The sequence below is a fragment of the Desulfoprunum sp. genome, assembly GCF_053613775.1.
Genome location: NZ_JBSHXH010000001.1, coordinates 179,512 through 202,705, shown reverse-complemented (window position 1 = coordinate 202,705; position 23,194 = coordinate 179,512). Strand labels below are relative to the sequence as shown.

Annotated in this window: 16 protein-coding genes; 5 read left to right on the top strand and 11 right to left on the bottom strand. The window is 60.7% G+C overall.

From position 1 onward, the window contains the following. Nucleotides 1-67: 67 nt before the first annotated feature. The 5 genes from ACWGKN_RS00945 to hisD form a co-directional block, all read right to left on the bottom strand. A complete protein-coding gene (locus ACWGKN_RS00945; protein WP_035228784.1) occupies nucleotides 68-2,737 on the bottom strand; it encodes a sigma 54-interacting transcriptional regulator in 2,670 nt (889 codons plus the stop codon). A 72-nt stretch (nucleotides 2,738-2,809) separates the two neighbouring features. Continuing rightward, a complete protein-coding gene (prs, locus tag ACWGKN_RS00940; protein WP_035228785.1) occupies nucleotides 2,810-3,727 on the bottom strand; it encodes a ribose-phosphate diphosphokinase in 918 nt (305 codons plus the stop codon). A gap of 18 nt (nucleotides 3,728-3,745) precedes the next feature. Further along, nucleotides 3,746-4,819, bottom strand: coding sequence for a 3-isopropylmalate dehydrogenase (gene leuB / locus ACWGKN_RS00935; RefSeq protein ID WP_035228818.1), 1,074 nt, complete (start codon nucleotides 4,817-4,819; stop codon nucleotides 3,746-3,748). An 82-nt stretch (nucleotides 4,820-4,901) separates the two neighbouring features. Continuing rightward, a complete protein-coding gene (gene rsmG / locus ACWGKN_RS00930) occupies nucleotides 4,902-5,621 on the bottom strand; it encodes a 16S rRNA (guanine(527)-N(7))-methyltransferase RsmG (protein ID WP_452094506.1) in 720 nt (239 codons plus the stop codon). After that, entirely contained in the window at nucleotides 5,611-6,924 is a 1,314-nt protein-coding gene (gene hisD / locus ACWGKN_RS00925) for a histidinol dehydrogenase (protein WP_452094505.1), read from the bottom strand. The genes rsmG and hisD overlap by 11 nt, the downstream gene beginning before the upstream one ends. A gap of 409 nt (nucleotides 6,925-7,333) precedes the next feature. Between hisD and ACWGKN_RS00920 the strand changes: the two genes are divergently transcribed. From ACWGKN_RS00920 to ACWGKN_RS00910, 3 genes are read left to right on the top strand one after another with little or no spacing between them, the layout of a single operon-like run. Further along, nucleotides 7,334-8,455 carry a radical SAM protein gene (locus tag ACWGKN_RS00920; protein ID WP_424254145.1) on the top strand — a complete coding sequence of 374 codons (1,122 nt, stop codon included), beginning with the start codon at nucleotides 7,334-7,336 and terminating at the stop codon, nucleotides 8,453-8,455. A 20-nt stretch (nucleotides 8,456-8,475) separates the two neighbouring features. Then, complete coding sequence (gene hemE / locus ACWGKN_RS00915; RefSeq protein ID WP_035228822.1) at nucleotides 8,476-9,498, top strand: uroporphyrinogen decarboxylase; 1,023 nt, start codon at nucleotides 8,476-8,478, stop codon at nucleotides 9,496-9,498. Next, nucleotides 9,495-10,133 carry an HDIG domain-containing metalloprotein gene (locus ACWGKN_RS00910; RefSeq protein ID WP_052159869.1) on the top strand — a complete coding sequence of 213 codons (639 nt, stop codon included), beginning with the start codon at nucleotides 9,495-9,497 and terminating at the stop codon, nucleotides 10,131-10,133. The genes hemE and ACWGKN_RS00910 overlap by 4 nt, the downstream gene beginning before the upstream one ends. 151 nt (nucleotides 10,134-10,284) lie before the next feature. On the opposite strand, the gene ACWGKN_RS00905 is transcribed toward ACWGKN_RS00910, so the two are convergent. The 3 genes from ACWGKN_RS00905 to ACWGKN_RS00895 form a co-directional block, all read right to left on the bottom strand. Beyond that, nucleotides 10,285-10,950, bottom strand: a complete 666-nt coding sequence (locus ACWGKN_RS00905) for a site-2 protease family protein (RefSeq protein WP_452094504.1) — start codon at nucleotides 10,948-10,950, stop codon at nucleotides 10,285-10,287. Between the two features lie 97 nt (nucleotides 10,951-11,047). After that, nucleotides 11,048-13,084, bottom strand: a complete 2,037-nt coding sequence (gene acs, locus ACWGKN_RS00900) for an acetate--CoA ligase (RefSeq protein WP_452094503.1) — start codon at nucleotides 13,082-13,084, stop codon at nucleotides 11,048-11,050. Between the two features lie 77 nt (nucleotides 13,085-13,161). After that, a complete protein-coding gene (locus ACWGKN_RS00895) occupies nucleotides 13,162-14,421 on the bottom strand; it encodes an L-lactate MFS transporter (protein ID WP_452094502.1) in 1,260 nt (419 codons plus the stop codon). Between the two features lie 1,199 nt (nucleotides 14,422-15,620). Here ACWGKN_RS00895 and ACWGKN_RS00890 point away from each other — a divergent pair. Then, nucleotides 15,621-16,016 carry a GatB/YqeY domain-containing protein gene (locus ACWGKN_RS00890; protein ID WP_452094501.1) on the top strand — a complete coding sequence of 132 codons (396 nt, stop codon included), beginning with the start codon at nucleotides 15,621-15,623 and terminating at the stop codon, nucleotides 16,014-16,016. A gap of 249 nt (nucleotides 16,017-16,265) precedes the next feature. After that, on the top strand, nucleotides 16,266-17,966 hold the full coding sequence (locus tag ACWGKN_RS00885; protein WP_424254153.1) for a cation:proton antiporter: 1,701 nt from the start codon (nucleotides 16,266-16,268) through the stop codon (nucleotides 17,964-17,966). Between the two features lie 44 nt (nucleotides 17,967-18,010). Here the strand turns inward: ACWGKN_RS00885 and ACWGKN_RS00880 are convergent, their stop codons facing one another. The 3 genes from ACWGKN_RS00880 to ACWGKN_RS00870 are packed head-to-tail and all read right to left on the bottom strand — an operon-like array spanning nucleotide 18,011 to nucleotide 22,988. Continuing rightward, complete coding sequence (locus ACWGKN_RS00880) at nucleotides 18,011-19,132, bottom strand: ABC transporter permease (protein WP_035228793.1); 1,122 nt, start codon at nucleotides 19,130-19,132, stop codon at nucleotides 18,011-18,013. A gap of 2 nt (nucleotides 19,133-19,134) precedes the next feature. Then, a complete protein-coding gene (gene rbbA / locus ACWGKN_RS00875; protein WP_452094500.1) occupies nucleotides 19,135-21,903 on the bottom strand; it encodes a ribosome-associated ATPase/putative transporter RbbA in 2,769 nt (922 codons plus the stop codon). Beyond that, entirely contained in the window at nucleotides 21,900-22,988 is a 1,089-nt protein-coding gene (locus ACWGKN_RS00870) for an HlyD family secretion protein (RefSeq protein WP_035233618.1), read from the bottom strand. The genes rbbA and ACWGKN_RS00870 overlap by 4 nt, the downstream gene beginning before the upstream one ends. Between the last annotated feature and the right edge of the window lie 206 nt (nucleotides 22,989-23,194).

Genomic DNA, 23,194 nt, shown 5'->3' with positions numbered 1-23,194 from the left:
CGTCCCCCGATGATGGCGGGGCATCGCTGGATATCCTTGCTCCGTCAGGTATGCGGCTGGAGCGGAATCAGAGCATGACGATGAAGAGCGCGGCCATGGTGATCAGGAAACCGAAGGGCAGTACGACCATCCTCGACTCCAGATTGTCACCCTCCAGCACCCGATTGACAATCCGGTAGGTGGCGTACATCGAGGCGAGCAGACCGCCGATCACCGTCAGTGTCTGGAGAACGGCGGTCGAATCACGGCTGATCAGACGGGTGTCGCCGGTGGAAACCGGCAGTTTCAATGCCTCCTGGACAATCAGGACCAGATTCCAGGAATCCCTGACGAAGAACTCGAGATGGGCCGCCAGATAGCCGCCGAGAATGAGCGGGATGAAGCCGTAACCAAGCAGCGGCAGCAGCAGCTTCTTGTTGACCTTCAACGTGCGCGCCTCGACGGTGACCATCAGATGGTAGACCACCTGAAAGATCAGGATCATCGAGAAGAAGATCAGGCTGCCGACGACCGGGCCGGGCAGGTGGAGACCGTATCGTCCGCTCAGCTCCTGGATGGCCGTTATAAGCTCGGTATAGCTCTGGTGCAGGGCGAAGGGGAAGAAGATCGCCCCGAGGGAAACGATGAGGAAACTGTCCTCCCACCGCGGGGTCTGCAGGGTCCACAGTTCCTGCGGGGCCAGACGCAGGTTGAGATGGACCGCCCGGTGGGTGCAGCTCTTGATGCAGGCGGCGCAGAAAATGCAGTCCCGGTTGTTGTCGACCAGGTACGGATGGCGGAACATCGGGCAGCCGGTGTTTTCTTCGCCGCCGGCAAAACAGGTGTGGGTCTCGCAGCGGTTGAGGCAGACGTGGCGATTGGAACGCAGCTCGATGATCGAGGGCATCGCGAAGATGGCGTTGATCGCCCCCAGCGGACAGAGATAGCGGCACCAGGCCCGCCGGGAGTAAATGATGCTTGTCAGCAGCGAACCGAGGGTGATGACGAGGATGATCCAGCCGGTCAGCACCGGATTCTGATAGGAGTTCCAGACGACCTCGACCCACAGAACGAGGATGCAGAAGACGGCCATGATCCAGCCGGAGAACCGTTTGATGATCTCCGGCAACTTGCGCTGGGGCTTGAGCAGGTGCTGCGCCAGCAGGCCCGGCATGGCCAGGGTGCAGACGTTGCACCAGGTCCTTGCCAGAAAGAAGAAGGAGAAGAACAGCAGGGGCCAGCCGATCGACCAGCTCAGGGTGATGCCGAGGTTGCGCTCCGCCTCCTGCGGCCCGAAGAACAGGGTGACCACCGCCAGCAGCAGTATCGCGCCGACAATCATCCGGGGGACCCTGGGAAAAAACGGACTCCTGAGAATCCTGCTGATCCAGCCGATCCGCAGGATGTTGAACTCCCATTTGCCTTCGGTCTTCGGCAGGCCAAGAAGGATCTGGTTGGCGATGATCTCGTCCGTTTTCGCCAGCATTACCGCCCGCCGGATCACGCTCGAGAGCTCGGTGAGGTTGCCCGGCCAGTCGTAGTTCATCAGGAGGCCCAGTGTCTCCGGCGACAGCTTTTTGATCTTCTTGCCGAACTCCTTGCCGAACCGCTCGAGATAATGTTCGATCAGGCGCGGCAGGTCGCGCTTGTGCTCGCGCAGGGGCGGCACCCAGAAGTGCTGCCTGGCGAACAGAGCGAGCAGGCCCGGGAGCAGCTTGCCGTTTTCTTTCAGATGATCGAGATCCTGGTTGCAGACGAAAACGATCCGAGACTGCAGGACGATCGGCCGGTCGCTATCGGTATGGGTAAACGAGCCGCTGTCGATAGCCTGGAGAATCCTGTGCTGCAGGTTGGCGGCAAGCCGTTCGGCATGGGAGAAAACCAGGGTACCGCCGCAGGTCTGTTCCAGATAGCCGGCCTGGCGCGATTGAACGAAGGGGAAGGGGGTCTGCTCGTTGCCGAACAGGTCCTTGTAGAGATCGATCGGGTCATGCTGCCGCACATCGATCTCCATGTACGGACCATCCCTCCTGCCGCTCTGGTTGTGAACCTGGCGGGCAATGATGGCCTTGCCGGTCCCGGCCTCCCCGGTCACCATGAACGGCTCACTGTTGGCGGCGAACCGATTGATGATGATATGGGTCCGGCGGGCCGTCGGCGACTCGCAGATCGCCTTCTGCCATTCGGCGGCCTGCCCCTTGGCGCGGATCAGATTCGGGACCTTCTCCTTCATCAGGATGACCTCGTCGAACCCGCTCGTCGGCTCGGTGGCCGGCCGCAGACTGGAGAGCGTATCGGCCTGGTCGAGAAAGGCGACGCGCAGCCGCTCCGCCAGGATCGCATCGAGCTGCCGGTGGATGCGGCTGTTTGCCAGCAGCACGTTGCGGAAGGTCCGCCGGTCAAAACAGATCAGGGTCAGATCGGAGAGCGCGCGAAGGCTGAGGGAATGGGGCTTGCCGGCAAGCAGGCCGGTCTCGCCGAAATGACCGCCGGGGCCGATCCGGCCGACGATGCAGGTCCCCTTCTCGCCCCGCTCGAGGATCATCTCGGCCTCGCCGCAGGCGATGATATAGAACACCTCGCTGGCCTCGCCCTGCCGGTAGACGTACCTCCCCGCCGGGACCGTCTGGACGCGGCAGACCTCGCTGAAGGCGGCGAGGTCGGAGGCATCGACGTCGCGAAAAAGAATCGACCGCTGCAGGCTCTGTTGGATGTGTCCCTTGTTCATGCCGTACTTCGCCGCATTGATACGGGCCAACCGCTCGGGTCACCGACGGCCGTGATCCCACCCTCCGGCGTCCTGCCCGACCGGTCCTCCCCTCCGCCGGACTCAGAGCTGGAGATGTTTCTCGAGGATTTCCGCCAGCAGCGGGGCCACCGAATAGACATCGAGAAGGTCGTCGGAGACACAGCCGGGGTAGGTATCGGAGCCGATGATCCTGCTGATCGGGCTCTTCTTGAATTTTTCGCGCGAATCCCCCGCCATCACCAGATGAGTGGCCATGACGACCACATCGGCGGCCCCGGCATCGAGACAGCGCTGGGCGGTCTGGATGATCGAGCCGCCGGTGCGGATCATGTCGTCGCAGACCACTGCGGTCCGGCCATGGACGACGCTGGAGATCTGGCCGACGATGGTCTTGTCGGTGTCGAAGCGGTCCTTATCGGCAGCGGTATGCGGACAGTCGAGCATGCTCGCCAGCCGGGCGACCCGCTTCGAAAAGCCGTAGTCGGGCGAGACGAGGACGAAATCCTCCAGCCCCATCGACTGGATCTTCTCCACCGCCAGGCTGTCGGTCCAGACATGCTTGGTGCTGATCTCGCCGCCATGGGCGTGCAGCACCGCCTCGGAGTGGAGGTCGACGAAGGCGACGAAATCGGGCCTGGACTTGAAGATCTGGCGGGTGCGGGTGATCCCCTTCGGGATCTCGTGCGAATCGGGCTTGGCCCGCTCCATCGTCGAATAGCCGAGATAGGGGATGACCACGTTGATCGAGGCGGCGTTGCAGTACCGCCCGCCCTGGATCAGGTCGAGCAGTTCCTGGTACGAGTATTCGGTATGGGTGGCGCCGATGATGATCAGGTTCCTGCCGGAGATCGAACGGGGAAAGGCGTGATAGGTCTCGCCGTCGGCGAACCGCCGGCGCAGCATCTCGGAGAAGGGGACGTCCAGCCGGGCCGCCACCTTGCAGGCCAGATCGGTCGAGGCCTCGTTGGCCACCAGGATGATATCTTCCTTCAGCGACATCTCCTCCTCCCCCTGGTATTACAGCGCCGCGACAATGGCATCGCCCATCGCCGCCGTGCCCACCGCCCGGCTGCGATCGACGGCGATGTCGGCGGTGCAGATGCCCTGCTCCAAGGTCGTCTCGACCGCCCGATCGATGGCGGCGGCGGCCTCGTCCCAGCCGAAACCGTAGCGCAGCATCATCGCCGCCGACAGGATCTGGGCGATCGGGTTGGCGATGCCACGGCCGGCGATGTCCGGGGCCGAACCGCCGGCCGGCTCATAGAGACCGAAGCGGTCCTTGTTGATCGAGGCCGAGGCGAGCAGACCCATCGATCCGGTCAGCATCGCCGCCTCGTCGGAGATGATGTCGCCGAACATGTTGCCGCACAGCAGGACGTCGAACTGATGCGGGTCGCGGACCAGCTGCATCGTCGCATTGTCGACATAGATATGGTTGAGCTGCACGTCCGGGTATTCCTGTGCCACCTCGATCACGACCTCGCGCCACAGGACCATCGTCGTCAGGACGTTGGCCTTGTCGACCGAGGTGACGATTTTGCGCCTGAGGCGGGCCGCCTCGAAGGCCATCCGGGCGATCCGCTGGATCTCGAAGCGGCTGTAGCGCATCGTGTCGAAGGCCTGCTCTTCCGGTCCCTCGCCCTCCCGTCCCTTCGGCTGGCCGAAGTAGATGTCCGAGGTCAGTTCGCGGACGCAGAGGATATCGAACCCGTCACCGACGATATCGGGGCGGAGCGGGCAGGCGGCGGTCAGGGACTTGAACACCCTGGCCGGACGGAAATTGCAGAACAGGTCGAAATGCTTGCGCAACGGCAGCAGGGCCGCCCGTTCCGGCTGCTGCGCCGGCGGCAGGTTCTCCCACTTCGGCCCGCCGACCGAGCCGAAGAGAATGGCATCGCTTCCTTCGCAGAGGGCCAGGGTAGCCGCCGGCAGGGCCTCGCCATGCCGATCGATGGCGCAGCCGCCGACATCGGCGGCGGTAAAGGACAATTCGACGGAAAATTTTTTCTGCACCGCCTCGAGAACCTTGACGGCCTCGGCCATCACCTCCGGGCCGATCCCGTCGCCGGCCAGCACCGCTATCTTCTTCATTGGTATCACCTGAATAATATATATCGATTTCTTCCTTTCGGAACCTCTGGGTATGACAAACTGGTACGCTGCGTGCTCTTCTTTAACAGAATGCGGCCGGTTTGGCCAGTATCGCGTCACCGGTGGCGGCAAAGACCAGCAGCGCCCGCATGGCGCCGGAAAACGGCAGGGTTGTCTCGATCACCTCTTCGAGCGCGAACGCCAGGGTGGCGATGACGGGACCGGCGGCGGCGAGTTCTTCCCGCCATTTCGGCCCCTTCATGCAGACCAGCTTCAGTCCCGGCTGCGAAAACCGTCCGGCCATCGTCAAAAAACCGGCGATATCGGCAACGGCCCGGCTGGTGACATTGGTGAAGGGCGTCGTCGCGGGCAGCTGCCGTTCATCTTCGATGCGGTCGGCAACGATCGTCACCTCGTTCATCCCCAGGGTCCGGACGATATGACGGAGGAATGAGACCCGCTTGAGCCGCGGTTCGACCAGGGTCAGGAGCAGATCCGGCCGCACCGCCTTGCACGCCAGCCCCGGGAAACCGGCGCCGGTGCCGATATCGAGCAAACGGGCAGCGGGCGGCAGCAGCGGCAGCAGGGTCAGCGAATCGAGAAAATGACTTTCGACGACCTGCGCCTCCGGGGTATTCCTGGCGATCAGGTTGACCTTGCCGCTCCACCGCTGCAGCTCACGATGGTAAAGGGCCAGGGCGGCAACCGCCTCCCGATCGAGTTCCAGCCCCAGCGCCGCCGCTCCGCGCAGCAGGAGGTCCTGGAATGCCTCCCGCCGCCCCGTCTCCGGCCTACTCCCCATCCCCGAGCCGGACCGTCACCGAGGCGGCATGGGCGGTCAATCCTTCAAGACCGGCCAGGCGGCGGATATGGTCGGCGTCCTGAACCAGCGCCGTCCGGGAATAGGAGATGATCGAGCTCTTCTTGAGGAAGGTGTCGACCCCGAGGGCCGAGGCATAGCGGGCCGTTCCCATGGTCGGCAGGACGTGGTTGGGGCCGGCGAGGTAGTCGCCGGCCGCCTCCGGGGTATGATGGCCGAGGAAGATGGCCCCGGCGTGGCGGATATGGGGGATCTGGGACCAGGGATCGGCGATCATCAGTTCGAGATGCTCGATGGCGACGGCATTGGCCAGGGCGATGGCCTCGGGAAGGTCGGCCGCCACCAGGATGACCCCGCGGTCGGCCAGGGATTGACGGGCTATCTCCTGCCGCGACAGGGCGGCGAGCTGGCGCTCGAGTTCGGCCGGGACCCGGCCGGCCAGATCGGCGTCGGTCGTCACCAGCACCGACAGGGCCTGGGGATCGTGTTCGGCCTGGGCCAGCATGTCGGCGGCGACCGCAGCGGCATTGGCGCCGCCGTCGGCGACGATGAGGACCTCGGACGGCCCGGCGATCATGTCGATCCGCACCATCCCCGACACCTGGCTCTTGGCCTCGGCGACATACTGGTTGCCCGGTCCGACGATGACATCGACCCGCGGGATGGTCTCGGTGCCGAAGGCCAGGGCGGCGATGGCCCAGGCCGACCCGACCTTGTAGACCTCGGCGATGCCGATCTCCTGCGCCGCCACCAGCAGGTGGGGGCTGACCCCGCCCTTGTCGTCCGGCGGGGTCACCATCACCCGGCGGCCAACCCCGGCGATCCCCGCCGGAATGCCGTTCATCAGCACCGACGACACCAGCGGCGTTGAGCCGCCCCGCCCGCCGGGGACGTAGAGGCCGGCCGAATCGACGGGGCGGACCAGCCGACCGACGATGGCCCCGTCATTGCGGGTCTGCAGCCAGCTGTCCTCCATCTCCCGCTCATGGAAGACGCGGATCCGGTCGATCGCCACCTTCAGCGTGGCAAGAAATTCCTGGTCGACCTTGTCGTAGGCGGCCCGCATCTCCGTCTCCGTCACCCGCAGACCGGCGCCGGTCATCGCCGGGGCGTCGAACCGCCGGCAGTAGTCGAGTACCGCCGCGTCCCCTTCGGTCCGTACCCGCTGCAGGATCTCGGCCACGGCGGTGCGACAGGAGGAATCGGCGGCCTGGAACCGGTTAAGCAGGCTGGTGATCCGTTCCCGGCCCGCCGGGCTGGCTGTGGTTACTGGCACGATTGGCATAGTGTTTCCGTTTCTCTCTGAATCAGGCCCGAGGCCCGTTGGTTTTGGCGATTATGACGACAGCGGCGAAGTTCTCCATGACGGCAGGTCGCAACCGGCTGACGATTCCAGGTTCGCGGCAGTGACGGCACGAAGGGAAAGTATATTCAACTTCAAGGCAAGTGGAAACAGAAATCCTCGGTGCGCATGGATTGTCCCCGTCGCACAAGGTTGCCGGATCCAACCCGGCATGCCGGACCTTTATTTCACCGGTGGAAATGTTTACTGTTTTTCGATTGATGGCCATTTTGTCTTTTTTATCCTGAGAAAAGACAATATACTGAATTACTTGGAGGATGATCCGGCTCCCCGCCGACCAGGCGGAGATTGCCGCTGCATTCCTTCCTGATATTCTTTCTGCGGAGCAATCATGGATTTCGAACCGAAATGGGTCGCCTGGGAAATTACCCGCCGCTGCAACCTCAGATGCGTCCATTGCCGCTCCTCCTCCCTGCTCGAGGCCGGGAATCATCCCGATTTTTCCCTTCACCAGGCCCGACTGGTCCTTGACGACATCGCCTCCTATGCCAGCCCGGTCGTGGTCCTGTCCGGCGGCGAGCCGCTGCTGCGCCCGGACGTCTTCGATATCGCCAGGCATGGAACCGCCCTCGGGCTGCGGATGTGCATGGCGACCAACGGCACCCTGGTGACCGAGGCGGTCTGCGACGGGATCAAGGACAGCGGCATCAAGATGGTCTCCCTCAGTCTCGATGGCGCCAGGGCCGAGACCCACGATAATTTCCGCAACCAGGCCGGGGCCTTCGCCGGCACCATGAACGCCATCCGCCTGTTCAACGAGCGCGGCATCCCCTTCCTGGTCAATTCCTCCTTCACCGTCCGCAACCGGGAGGAGATCCCGGACATCTACCGCTTGGTCAAACAACTCGGCGCCAAGGCCTGGTACATGTTCATGATCGTGCCGACCGGCCGCGGCGAGGACATCATGGACGAGCTGATCCCGGAGAACATCTACGACGAGATCCTCGATTGGCATTACCGGGTGGAGAAGGAAGAAGACGAGTTGCTGATGCGGCCGACCTGCGCCCCGCATTACTACCGCATCGTTCGCCAGAAGGCGAAGGAGGAGGGCTCCTCCTTCAAGCGTCGGAACCTGCAATTCTCGACCGGCGGCTCCAAGGGCTGCCTGGCCGGCCAGCTGATCTGCCTGATCGACGTCGACGGCGAGGTCCTGCCCTGCAGCTACTTCCCCAAATCGGCGGGCAATGTTTTTCGGACCCCGTTCCGGGAGATCTGGGAGAAATCCGAGCTTTTCCTGCAGCTCCGCGACTTCAAGAGTTACAAGAACAACTGCGGCAGCTGCGAATACGTCGGGGTCTGCGGCGGTTGCCGGGCCAGGGCCTACGCCATGACCGGCGACTATCTCGCCCAGGAGCCTTTCTGCAGCTATATCCCGCTCAAACTGCGGCGGGAACACGACAAGACGGCCACCACTCCCGGCACTGGCAAACTGCCGGTGGCGGAACGGCCATGAACCCCACACCGGTGATCACCATGAACGATACCTTTCTCAAGGCCTGCCGCGGCGAGAAGACCGATTACACCCCGATCTGGATGATGCGCCAGGCCGGCCGCTATCTCCCGGAATACCAGAAGGTGCGGGGCAACGTCTCCTTCCTCGAGCTGTGCAAGACACCGGAACTGTGCGTCGAGGTGACCCTGCAACCGGTGGATCTCCTCGACATGGATGCGGCCATCCTCTTCTCCGATATCCTCATCCCGATCGAGGCCATGGGAGCCAGGCTGGAGTTCCACGAAGGACAGGGACCGCTCCTGCCGGACAAGATCAAGACCGATGCGGCGATCGATCGGCTGATCGTCCCCGATCCCGACGCGACGATGCCGTTCGTCATGGAGACCATCCGCCAGCTGCGCCGGGAACTCAAGGTACCGCTGATCGGTTTTGCCGGCGCCCCCTTCACCTGCGCCACGTACATCATCGAGGGCGGCTCGTCGAAGACCTTCTGGGAAACGAAGAAGCTGATGTACACCCAGCCCGAGGTCTTTCACCACCTGATGGACAAAATCACCCGCACCATCCTCCTCTACCTCGAGGCCCAGGCCAAAGCCGGAGCCCAGGCCCTGCAGCTGTTCGACACCTGGGCCGGCATCCTCGCCCCCTGCGATTTCGAACGATTTGCCCTCCCCTATGTCCGGGAGATCATCATCGGGCTGCGGCAGACCGGGCTGCCGATCATCTATTTTGCCAACAACGGCGCGACATTGCTCGACCTCTCGGTCTCTTCCGGAGCCGACGTCATCGGCCTCGACTGGCGGATCAACATCGGCGAGGCGGTGCGGCGGGTTGGCCGCAAGGCGGTGCAGGGCAATCTCGACCCCTTCGCCCTGCTGCTGCCGAAGGACGAACTGCGCCAACGGATCCAGGGCATCCTCGACGGGGCGAAGGAGGCCTTCGGCCATATCTTCAACCTCGGCCACGGCATCCACCAGTTTACCCCGCCGCAGCAGGCCAGAATCGCCGTCGATGCGGTGCACGAACTGAGCCGCAGACGATGAACCACGACCGGCAGCTGCAGATGAATGTCCCGACCATCGCCCAGTGTGTCGCCTACATGGACGATTTCGCGATGTATGCCAACATCCGCGACCACTCCTTCATGGTGGCGAAGGCGGCCGCGGCCCTGCTGGAGGGATTGAAGCGGGCGGACAGGGTCGATTGCCCCCTGCCGCCGGATGACCTGGTGATCGCCGGGGCCCTGCTCCATGACATCGCCAAGACCCTGTGTCTCAAGGAAAACTGCCGTCATGCCGAGGTCGGCCAGGAGATCTGCCGGGATCTCGGCTACCCCGAGATCGGCGAGATCGTCGGCGAGCACGTGGTCCTCTCCGATTTTTCCATCGAACGTTATCGCCGGGGCATCTTCACCGCCGGCGAATTGGTCTACTACGCCGACAAACGGGTGCGGCACGATGTCGTGGTGCCGCTGGAAAGCCGCCTGGCATACATCCTGGAGCGGTACGGGGACAACGATCCCCTCAGGGAGAGGATGATCGTCACCAACTTCAGGCGCTGCCAGGAACTCGAACGCCACCTCTTCGAATTCCTCGACTACCTGCCCGAAGAGCTGCCCCGTTTCATCCCCACGGCCCTGTCTGCAGCCCGGAAAGAACCCAGCCGATCTTATCTGTAGTTCCTCTTCAGTTGATACCGGGATCGGCTGCAGTGAGGAGCCACTCCGGACCCAACGATCGGATTGACCATTCCTATCGCGAATAATTCCGTTGCATTCGACCGGGAATTGGAACAGGCGGGCGAAGTCCGGATCTTTTTCGCTCGTGGATTTACATCCCGGTCGCCAGAAAATGGGCGATCGATCGAACGATTGGATGGAGGACTGCTCCGATCACATCCCGATCGAGCAGTCTGGCCACGATGAACCAGGCAAGCAGCAGGAACGGGCTGACCAGACAGAAATAGCGCACCATCTTAGCAAAACCCTCGCCGCCGTGGAAGATGGCGCCCACGATTGATGACCCCGGCAGCGGATATATGCATATGCAACCGTAGACCGCCATCATCAGGTTGACGACAACGACGGACGAGAAGGCCTTGTCCTCGAACCCGAAATTCGTGAGCAACGCATAGATGCTGGCGGCAATGCTGGCCATCATGAAATTGCCCAGAGGACCGGCGAGCCGGCTCAACATCAGATAGACACGGGGATGCCTGAAATTGGCCACATTGATCTTAACCTCTTTCGCCCAGCCGAAACCGGCGACGAAAAAACAGAGGGTGCCTATGGGATCGAGATGGAGAAAGGCATTGAATTGGAATCGCGTTCCCCCGCCGGGCTGCCGGTCGCCAAGGAGGGTGGCGGCCAGACCCTGGCTTTCGGCGCTGACAGTGACGGCGACGAGGACAGCGACGCAGAAGATGGCGACATCCTCCACCGTCGATCCGGGAAGGTGCAGCAGGAAAGGCACGGGTACGGCAAGCGGTGCAGGCATCGTTCTCTCTTTATGTTTCGACAAAAAACGGGAGGGCGAAGGCCGCAGGACTGACCTCCGCCCTCCCAACAGGCAGATATTCAACCGAATATGCCCGTTATCCTACCATCTTCTTGATCTCCTCGACAACCTCTGGATTGGCCAGGGTCATGACGTTGCCGACATCACCGTGGTTGGAGATGGCACCGAGAACACGCCGCATGATCTTGCCGGAGCGGGTCTTGGGCATATCCGGCACAATCCAGATCCTGCGGCATTTGGCGATCTTGCCGATCTGGTAGGTGATGGCGTCATCGATCTTCTTGACGATCTCATCCGAGGCCTTGAAACCAGGTTTCAGGGCGACGTACAGATCCGGTTCCTTGCCCTTGACTTCATGGGCGACCGGCACAACCGCAGCCTCGGCGACCTCGTTCACGGTCAGGGCCGCCGACTCGATCTCCTTGGTACCGAGACGATGCCCGGAGACGTTGATGACGTCATCGATCCGGCCGAGGATACGGAAATAGCCGTCCGGTGCCTGGACTGCGGCGTCACCGGTCAGGTACGGCCAGTCGCGCCAGTCTTTGCTGTCGGGGTTCTTGCAGTAGCGCTCGAAGTAGTTCTTGACGAATCGGGGCCGATCGCCCCAGATGGTCTGGAACATGCCCGGCCACGGGTTCTGGATGCAGATGTTACCGGCCTTGCCGGAGCCTGCAGGCAGTTCGTTACCGTCCTCATCAAAGATGACCGGGTGGATACCCGGTACGCCTGGGCCGGCGCTGCCCGGTTTCATCGGCTGAAGACCGGGTACGGTCGAACAGAGGAAACCGCCGGTCTCGGTCTGCCACCAAGTGTCGACGATGACCGCCTTCTCCTTGCCGACCTCTTTCTGGTACCACTTCCAGACCTCGGGCTCGATGGGCTCGCCGACCGTGGTCATGTGCTTGAAGTTGTAGGTGTACTTGGCCGGCTCGTCCGGTCCGACCTTCCGCAGGGCGCGGATAGCCGTCGGCGCGGTGTGGAAGATATTGACATCGAGGGCCTGGGCGATACGCCAGCAGCGGCCGGCATCGGGATAGGTCGGCACGCCCTCGTAGATGACCGTCGAAGCGCACAGGGCCAGCGGGCCGTAGACGATAAAGCTGTGGCCGGTGATCCAGCCGATATCGGCCATGCACCAGTAGACATCCTCGGGATGGATGTCCTGGATATATTTCGACATCGCCGTGACATAGGCCAGGTAACCGCCGGTGCCGTGCTGGCAGCCCTTGGGCTTGCCGGTCGTACCGCTGGTATACATCAGGAACAGCGGATCTTCCGACAGCATCCTCTCCGGCTCGACCCTGACCCCGTAATACTTCTTCAATTCATCATTGACGATAATGTCGCGGCCCTCAACGGCTGGGGTATCCGATGAGTTCTTGCCGGGATAACGCTGCCAGACCAGAAGGGTATCGACCTTCTGGCCGCCTTCGGCGGCTATCTGGCAGGCTTCTTCATCGACGGCCTTGTGATTGAGCAGCTTGCCGCCGCGGTAATAGGCGTCCATCGTGATCAGGACCCGGCTCTGGGAGTCGACGATCCGGTCGGCGCAGGCGCTGGCCGAGAATCCGCCGAAGACCACCGAATGGATGACGCCGAGACGCGAGCAGGCCAGCATGGTAATCGGCAGCTCGGCCGACATCGGCATGTGGATCGTCACCCGGTCGCCGCGTTTGAGCTTCGCGGTGTCGCGCAGCAGGGCGGCAAACTCGTTGACCCGGACATACAGTTCCTGATAGGTGATGTGCTGAATCGCCTCTTCCTCCAACTCGGAGACAAAATGGATCGCGGTCTTGTTCTTGTTGGCCTTGAGATGACGGTCGATGCAGTTGTAGCTGGCATTGATCTGGCCGCCCCTGAACCATTTGAAACAGGGGGCATCGCTGGTGTCGAGGACCTCGTCCCAGTACTTGTACCAGGTGAGCATCTCCGCGAATTCAGTATAGTAATCGGGAAAATTCTTCAGGGCAAACCGCTCGAAGATCGATTCATCCGTCAGGTTGGCCTGACCGATAAACCCCGGCGATGCATGATAATATGCTTCTTCCTGCCAATGGACGGCGATTTCAGCTTCTGATGTTTCGACTACATCTTTCGTTTTTTCAGACATATACGTACTCCTCATTACGTAATGGATGAACCCTGTGGGCAAGAATGGGCCAACTTGACCACCCTGCCCGTTATCACTCACGCCACGACAGTCTCACCGTGGTACATCGGTCTTCTGGTCAACTTAGCGAGTACGACAGCCGAGACCAGCAACGCGCCGGAGATATAAAAGGCCATATCCAGGCTTCCGGTCAGATCCTTGATGGTGCCGCCGAGACGGGCCATGAAGAAACCGAGCCCCCAGCCGAGGAAGATCAACCCGTAGTTCACACCGAGATTCTTCGGACCATAGAAGTCAGCGGCAAAGGACGGCATCAGCGACAGTCCGCCGCCGTACTGCCAGTAGGCGATACCAACGGCCAGGAACAACAGCGGGATGCTCCCGGAAGTCATGATATATGGCAGCGAGAACAGACAGATAGCCGATACTCCGCAGTTGAGGCAGTAGGCGTTGAGCCGGCCTATCTTGTCCGAGTAGAAACCGGTGCCGACGCGGCCGCTGGCATTGATGAGCCCGCCGAAGGACACGAGAATCCAGCTGTTGGCGATAAGGAATGGCGAATCCTTGGCCGCCTCCTTGAGGATCTTGCTGGCAAAGGCGATGATCAAAAGGCCGGACTGGGTGGTCAGGATGAACATGACGACCAGGGCATAGAACTGCCAGGTCTTGACGATCTCGCCCGGTTCCCAGTTGGTAATGGTCGAACCCTTGGTCGCAATACCTGCTCCGGCCAGGGTCGGCGGAACATAGCCGGCCGGAGGAGTCTTCAGCAACTGCCCGGCGACGATACATACCACGGCGAAGAGGACTCCCAGGGTCACGAAACTTCCTGTAAGGCCGAAGTTCTTGATCAGATAATTGGCGAGCGGGCCGACATACAGGGCGGCGCCGCCATAGCCGCCGACCACGATACCGGCGATCAGGCCCCGTCGGTGTGGTCCGAACCATTTCAATGCTGCCGGGGTGGGAGCGGCATAACCGATGCCCATACCGATACCGCCGAAGATTCCGAAGCCGATGATCAGGCCGGTATAACTTTTCATCATTCCGGCAATGATACAACCTGCCGCGAGAAGAAGACCGCCCAGGGTGGCGCCGAACTTCGGGCTGATCTTATCCTGAATTTTACCGCCGGGGATCATCAGCAAAGCAAAGATGATGACACAGAGAGAATACGGTGTTGAAGCCTGCGCATTGGTCAGATAAATCCAACCTTCATTGAGGCCGGTCATCGGCTGACCGGCTTTTTCCACATCGGTCAGGGCAGTCCCCCACATGCTCCAGGCGTAGAGGATGCCCAGACAGAGATTAATTGCCGTTCCGGCAAGAACTGTCACCCACGCTTGCGTTGGTTCTTTTTGCATCGTCTGCCCCATTTCCCACTCCTTTATCGAAAAGTTAAGTTTAAGAGAGCAAATAAAGCTTCAGGTCCTGCGGTTTTTTATTAATCCACCTCCTTTTTTAAGTATTCCATGTGGCACCCTTGCTTCCCATCTCAGCCAGAAACAACGCGTTTATATTGTATCAATCTGTTATCACAGATTATTTATCAACCAAAGGGCAATAATACTGCTCCATCAGGTCAAGCGCATGCTTTTACCGGTCGTTCTTCAACCTTTACTGACGGAAGATGTGTTGCACGAGAGAAACCGGTTTCAAAAAAATACCAATCGAAAACCATTTCTCCAGTAAATCGGATAACAAACGGATCAGTCGCAATCCGTGAAGCCAGCTTTTTCCTGCAACTACAACAAAGCGCTTTCAGGATCTGCAAAGATAAGGATACCGGCCACCTCTCCTGATGGTGACCTGGATGCACTTATCAATTTTGTAAATGAAGTATATACATCAATTTTACAAATAAAGTGCATTAAGTATTTAGATAAACCATTATTCCATAATTTTTCATTCGTCAACTATTTTTCACAAAGAAAAAGTGAGACTAATTCTCATCTTATCTTTCTCAATGCAACTCATCCGCTTTACCTGCGGGATGGTATCCTTGTAGACCAGGTATCAACGGGATGCGCTGCAGATCGCCGCCAAAATCAATTTCGTTTGAACTAAATTGATGGATGATGTGAGTAAAACAAAAAACCGCCAGGGATCCTCAAGATGATGGAAACTTCTTCGCCAATGGTTGTATCGCAAAGTACTTTACGATAGGATCGAGAAAGAGGTTCGAGGAACGTTCATGCATCGGCGCTCATCACCTCCGATAACCGGCCCGGACATATTTCGCCGATCTCAAAGCCGAGGGGACTTGGCGACAAGAGTGCCGGCACTCCGTGGCAACTCCATCCTGTCGGCGGAGATCCCCACGGTTGCAGTTGCGTTGCCGCCACCCCTCTTCTTGTGGCAAAACACCGTGATACATATCTGAACACATGGGAATTGTTTACTTTTGTCGTCAAACTGGGTATTCTGGCGGGATGAGTTCAATCCGGTCGTTCATCAGGCCCTCGAATTCACGGAGATTTCAAGAACACCCAACAACGCCTGCGATAAAATTGCACTGCCGCCAGAGAGGAACACAATGAGTCTACAGGAAACAATCCAGGCGGAGTTGAAGACCGCCATCAAGGCCAGAGACGCGGCCAGAACCGGCGCGGTCCGCATTCTGATCGGTGAATTCCAGCGTCAGCCGCAGAAAACCCTGACCGATGATCAGGTGATCGCCATTATCAAGAAATTGATCAAATCCGAAAAAGAGTTCCTGGCATCGGCAAAACAGGAGACATCCGATTTTCTGACGATCATGGAAGGCTATCTGCCCCGTCAGGCCGGCAGGGACGAAATCGTCGCCTGGATCAATTCCAACATCGATTTCTCGACCTACGCCAACAAGATGCAGGCGATGAAACCGATCATGGCCCATTTCGGCAGCGCTGTCGATGGCAAGACGGTCAAGGATATTCTCCGGAACATGTGATAGCGGCTCTTTCCGGTCGATGGCCGGACAGGATCCAGGTCGGCGAACATCGCACCGGGGGATGAGCGACAGGTCATCCTATTCTGCCGAATAACAGCAATCACTGCAGCAGAGTCCAACCGGACGCCGACCGCTCCAACCCTCCCGGCCGTCTCGATCTCACATCCTGGCGCTACCGTACGGCCGCCGGCCGGTTCCGTCTGTGCCGGGGTGCCGATATGCCGTCACCAACCAATCCGTGAAGTGAACATGGGAATTGCCGCCGACATCGCCATCATCGTCGTCGCCGCCCTGCTGGGCGGTCTCATTGCCCAGAGGCTCAGGCAGCCCCTGATCCTCGGCTATATCCTCGCCGGCATCCTGGTCGGCCCCAACACCGGCGGGATCACGGTCTCGGAGATCCACGACATCGGACTGCTGGCGGAGATCGGCGTCGCCCTGCTGCTCTTCGCCCTCGGCCTCGAGTTTTCCTTCCGCGACCTGCAGCCGGTCCGCCATGTCGCCCTGATCGGGACGCCGATCCAGATGCTGCTGACCATCGCCTACGGTTACGCCGCCGGCCGCTGGCTCGGCTATGACCGCATCCCCTCGCTGTGGATCGGATCGATCATGTCGCTCTCCAGCACCATGGTGATTCTCAAGACCATGATGGCGCGCGGCCTGATGGGAACCCTGTCGAGCCGGGTGATGATCGGCATGCTGATCGTCCAGGACCTCGCGGTCATCCCGCTGATGATCATCCTCCCCCAGATCAGCGACCCCGAGGCCGGCCTGCCGCTCGTCGCCTGGGCCGCCTTGAAGGCCGCCGCCTTCCTGGCGACGATGGTCGTCGTCGGCACCAGACTGATCCCCCGACTGCTGACTTACATCGCCTCCTGGAACTCGCGCGAACTCTTTCTCCTCTCGGTCACCGCCATCGGTCTCGGCGTCGGGTACGCCACCTACCTGTCCGGCCTGTCCTTCGCCTTCGGCGCCTTTGTCGCCGGCATGATCCTGAGCGAGTCGGAGTACAGTCACCAGGCCTTAAGCGAGATCATCCCGCTGCGCGACATCTTCGGCCTGCTGTTCTTCGTCTCGGTGGGGATGCTGCTCGACCCGTCCTTTCTCTTCGCCCACTTCAAGGAGATCCTGCTGCTGGTGCTGCTGATCGTTGTCGGCAAGGGGTTTATTTTTGCGACTTTGGTCAGTTTTTTCGGCTACGGCAACGTTATCCCCCTCGCCGTCGGCTTCGGTCTGTTCCAGATCGGCGAGTTCTCCTTCGTCCTGGCCGGCGTCGGCCTGAGCAGCAAATCGATCGACAACGATCTTTACGCCCTGATGCTCAACACCGCCATCTTCACGATGCTCCTGACCCCGGCGTTGTCGAGCCTGACGGCACCCCTGTACGCCCTGAAGAAAAAATGGTTCCGCCATGAAATCCTGCAGACCGTCAACATCCCCGAATCGGGACTGCACGACCATGTCGTCATTGCCGGCGGCGGCCAGACCGGGGCCTATACCGCCCAGGTTCTGAAACACCTGGGCCTCGATTTCGTCATCATCGAGTTCAACAGTCTCCAGGTCGACCATTTCAAGGAGATCAAGATGCCGCTGGTCTTCGGTGATGCCAGCCAGCATCTGGTGCTCGAGGCGGCCTCGATCGAGAAGGCCCGGCTGCTGATCATCACCACCCCCTCACCGATCACCACCAAGACCATCGCCGAGCAGGCCCTGGCGCTCAACCCGGGGCTGCATATCGTTGCCCGCTCGGGCGGGCGGGAACACATGCGGCTGCTGCGGGATCTCGGGGTGCGCGGGGTGGTCCAGCCGGAATTCGAGGCCGGGCTGGAGATCACCCGTCAGGCCTTGCTGGAAATGAATGTTGCGGACAGCGATGTCCGTCATTTCACCGATCTGGTGCGCGAGAAGCTCTATGCCCCCTTTCTGGCGGAAGAGGAGAAATCGGCATAAACGGCCAGTCAGTTCCCGGGAATCGTCACCGCTCCGGACACCAATCAAGCCATCGTCGCCAGCGTCTTGCGGAACCGCGCCAGGGAAAGGGCGAATAAGGACAGCCCAATCAGAACCAGGCTGATGAACTGTGGCCACACAACCTCGAACCCGGCACCACGATACAGGATCGCCTGGGCCAGCATAACGAAGTGGGTATTCGGCGCCGCGAGCATGCCTGCCTGGACAAAGCCGGGCATGCTTTCGCGGGGGGTGACGCTCCCGGAAAGGATCTGCAGCGGCAGCAGAACCAGCATCAGCAGCAGGCCGAATTGCGGCATCGTGCGCGCCAGCGTACCGAGAAAGATCCCGAGCGACGTGGTGGCGAACAGATGCAGCGCCGTTCCGCCGAGAAAGAGGGGGATAGAGCCTTCGATCGGAACCTTCAGCAGTCCCTGGACCACAAAGAGCAACGAACAGGCCGAGGCGACGAGGACCACCAGCGCCATTGCCCACACCTTGCCGGCCATGATCTCGAAGGGGGTGACCGGCATCACCAGCAGGTGCTCGACCGTGCCATGTTCGCGCTCGCGGATCAGAGCCGCTCCGGTCAGGACGATGGAGAGCATGGTAATACTGCTGATGATTTCCATGACACCTCCGAACCATGTCTTGTTCATCTCGGGGTTGAAACGCGCCCGCAAGACCAGATCCACTGTCGGGGTCGCATTCGACCGGTAGCCTTGCACAAAGGCGCTCACCTCGCTGCCGATAATGGATTGGACATAGCCGTTGCCGGTGAAGGCCTGGCTCATCCTGGTGGCGTCGATATTGAGCTGGATGGCGGGAGCGCGTCCGGCCAGCACGTCACGCTGGAAATCCGGTGGAATATTGACGGCGAAGGTATCCAGGCCGGCATCCATCCGGGCGTCCATCTCCGCCTGCATGATCAACGCCGGCGGGGCGAAGTATGGCGGATAAAAGGCGTCGATAATTCGCTCTGACAGCTGGGAGCGGTCCTCGTCGACAATGGCGATGGGCGCCTTGTGCAGGGTCTCGGGCATGGCCGTGGCGGCAGTGTAAATGGAAAAGCTGAAAGAGTAGACGATCAGCACCACCATCATCGGGTCACGCAGCAGACTGCGCAGCTCTTTGATGCCGAGGTGGAGAATGTTGGCGGTGCGCATGATCAATGCTCCTGTTTCCTGAGCAGGACTGTGCCCAGAACGATCAGGATGGGCACGGCCAGAAGCAGAGGAACAAACGAAGCCTGGAGATCATGGAACCCGAGTCCCTTGGAGAAGGTCCCGCGTGCGATGGTCAGGAAATGGGTGGTAGGGTAGACCCCGCCGATGGCGGCGCCGACCCCTTCCAAGGAAGAGACCGGATCGATCATCCCGGAGAACTGGACCGCCGGCAGGAGGGTCAGGACGGCAGTTCCGAACAGGGCAGCCACCTGGCTGCGCATAAAGGTCGAGATCACCAGCCCGAACCCGGTGGCGGCAATGACATACAGAAGTGCCGCAAGTGCCAGGGTCGGAAAATTTCCCTTGACCGGGACTTGAAACAGGGCAACTGCCAGCATGGTCAGAAGCAGAAAGTTGATCATCGCCAGCAGCACATAGGGTATCTGCTTGCCGAGCAGGAACTCCAGCCGGGTCACCGGGGTGACGTAGAGATTGACGATGGAGCCCAGCTCCTTTTCCCGCACGACCGACAACGCCGACAGCATGGCCGGAATCATCATCAACAGCAGAGGAATCACTGCCGGCACCATGGCCGGCAGGCTTTTCACATCCGGATTGTAGCGGAAGCGGGTCTCGATCGTGGCCGCTCCGGCGGTTACCTTGGTGCCGGAGGCCTGTCGCGCCATGGTCGACAGCCAGTGGGAATGCATTCCCTGGACATAGCCGCGTACCGTTTCAGCCCGGGTCGGCATGGCCCCGTCAATCCAGGCGCCGACGGCAACCGGAGTGCCGCGTTGCATGTCACGGGCGAAGCCGGGCGGCAGTTCGATGGCCAAGCTGATCTCACCGGCCCGCATGCGCTGATCCAACTCAGCGTAATCACTGATAGGAGGACGTTCGATGAAGTAGCGCGAACCGGCGAGATTGAGGACGTAATTGTGGCTGGTGGCGGTTTGATCCCGGTCGAGCACCGCAAAGGCGAGATCCTCAACATCCAGGCTGATGCCGTAGCCCATGACGAACATCAATATGACGCTGCCCAGCAAAGCCAGGGTCAGGCGGATCGGATCCCGTCGCAACTCAAGGGATTCTCGCCGGGTATAGCTGAGCAGGCGACGGAGACTGAACCAACCGCTCGGTGCAGCCAAGGCCGGGGGCTGCTCCCCGAGCCGGGGAGCAGCGACGGCCACCCTCCCGGCAGCCGCTGCAGGCCTCTTCTCGCCTGTATCAGCCGCCTCTTCAAGATAGCTGATGAAGGCCTCCTCCAACGTCCTGGTCCCGCGCTTCTCGATCAGCGCCGCCGGTGCATCGCTGACCAGCACCCGGCCCGCGTGCATCAACGAGATCCGGTCGCACCGTTCGGCCTCGTTCATGAAATGGGTGGAGATGAAGATGGTCACCTTGTCCCGGCGCGCCAGGTCGATCATCATCCGCCAGAAGGCGTCCCGGGCAATCGGATCAACCCCCGAAGTCGGTTCGTCGAGGATCAGCATCTCCGGCCCGTGGATCATCGCCACCGCCAGGGAGAGCCGCTGTCTCAGGCCAAGCGGCAGGGCGTTGGGGAGGCTCTCCAGAACCTTTTCCAGACCGAAACGCCGCACCATCTCCTGTACCCGAGTGGCAATACGTTCTTCCGGTATTTTGAACAGGCGGGCATGGAGGACCAGGTTCTGCCGCACCGTCAACTCGCCATACAGGGAGAAGGACTGAGTCATATAGCCGACCCGCCGCCTGGTGTCGATATCGTGCGAGTCCACCGGACGGCCGAACAGCCAGGCTTGTCCCTCGCTGGCGGGCAACAGGCCGGTGAGCATCTTCATGGTGGTGGTCTTGCCGCAGCCGTTGGAACCGAGGAAGCCGAAGATCTCTCCCCGGTCGATTCGGAAGCTTACATGATCGACGGCGGTGAAATTCCCAAAGCGCATGGTCAGGTCGTGGGCCTCGATGGCAGCTTCTCCGGTTGCGTCGTCCTGACGGGGCGGGATGATGACCGATTGGTGGCCGTCCCGCTGCGACTGAGGCAGCAGGGCGATGAACGCCTCCTCCAGCGTCGCGGCTCCGGTCTGCGCCAGCAGTGTTTTCGGGGCGCCGGTGGCAAGAACCCGCCCGCCGTTCATCGTCACCAGCCAGTCGAAACGCGCTGCCTCCTCCATGTAGGCAGTGGCTACCAGTACGCTCATGCCCGGCTGTTTGCTCCGAATACGGTCGATCAGCCCCCAGAACTGGCGTCGCGACAACGGGTCGACGCCGGTTGTGGGCTCGTCGAGGATAAGGAGTTCCGGATCGTGGATCAGGGCGCAGCAGAGCCCCAGTTTCTGTTTCATGCCGCCGGAGAGCTTACCGGCGGGACGACCGGCAAAAGGCCCCAGGCCGGTTGTCTGCAACAGCTCATTGATGCGCCGTTCACGCTCCTGACGGCCTTGGCCGAACAAACGGGAAAAAAAATCGACATTCTCGAACACCGACAACGTCGGATAGAGATTCCTGCCCAATCCCTGGGGCATGTAGGCCACCTGTGGGCAAACCGCCTGACGATGGCCCCTGTCGGCCATGCTGCCACCCAGCACATGAACCTGACCGGACTGGATCCGTTTTGAACCGGCAATCAGTGACAACAGCGTCGACTTGCCTACGCCATCGGGGCCGATGACCCCGACCATGCAGCCGGCCGGCAATTCCAGGTCGACAGCATCCAGCGCCAGGGTCTTGCCGTAGCGCTGGCTGACCCCCAGCAGACGCGCGACCGGTGAAATTGCCTGGTCATTTTTCATGGTTGCGTCGTTGGTGCCTCGGGCAGTTTGACCTGCAGGTGGGACGGCCAGGCACGGCTTTGGTCCAGACGGACATACGCCATGCCGGGCAGGCCCGTTTTCACCCGGGTTATATTGGTTTTCAGCAATTCGGGATCGATTCGGGCCTTGACCCGGAACATCAACTTTTCCCGCTCACTGGCTGTTTCCACAGTCTTGGGGGTAAACTGGGCAACATCGGCGACAAAGGAAATCCGTGCCGGAACTACAAACTGGGGTGCGGCGTCGAGCACCAGATGGACTTCAGAGCCAAGTTCTATTTTCCCGGCAACAGCGGTCGGCAGGAAAAATGTCATGTACACATCCCAGAGATTGACCAGATTGAGAATCTTGCCGCCTCCGGCCAAAATTTCACCCGGCTGAGCCACCCGGTACTGAATGCGGCCATCGCAGGGCGCCTTGAGGGCGCCATCTTCAATATCAACCTGCAGGCGTTCAATACTGGCCTCTACCGCTGTTATCGCCGACCGACTGCCAAGAATTTGCGATCTGGCCGTCGCTACAGCCGCCTCGGTTGCCGCAATCTGGGCCTCGGCGGCACTGACGGCTGCCTGTCCGCTCAGAAAGCGGGCCCGAACATCATCAAGCTCTTGCACCGCAATCGCATCCTTTTTCGCCAGGACCTCAAAGCGATTCAGTCGTTTTCGCAATGCCTCCAGTTCGGCCTTGCGCTGGGCGAGCCCGGCCAAAGCGGCCTCCTTTTCGCTCAGTCTCTGGTTGACCTGGCTCTTGGCCGTTTCGACTGCATAATGGGCCTGCTGCAATTGGGCCTCGGCCTCGCGACGCTGCGCCTCAAGTTGCTGGGTATCCATGCGTGCCAGAATCTGTCCGGCGGTCACAAAATCGCCCTCATCCGCCAGGATTTCCTGGATGCGGCCGGCGCTCTTGGCGGCGATATCGAGCTCAACCGCTTCGATCCTGCCGTTACCACTGACCAAACTATCTTCCGATGCTTTCGGTTGCATGTATCGCCAGGAGTAGAAAGCACCAGCGGCCACGGCGACAGCGACGATCAGCCATAGCCGTTTTCCATTCAGATTACCCATCAAAAAACCTCCATCTTTGTGGACGGCGTGTTCCCTGGTCACGCATCAAATCGTTCGATTCTTGATGTTGCAGGGCTGCCGGGACGCCGCATTCCGTCTTGTCGAAAGACGACACCAGCAGTACGTCACAAACAGGAATAGCAGGAGTATGTTTCTTGTTATGATATTTCCGCCTTCCTTTACCATAGGAAATTTCCTCCGCTCGT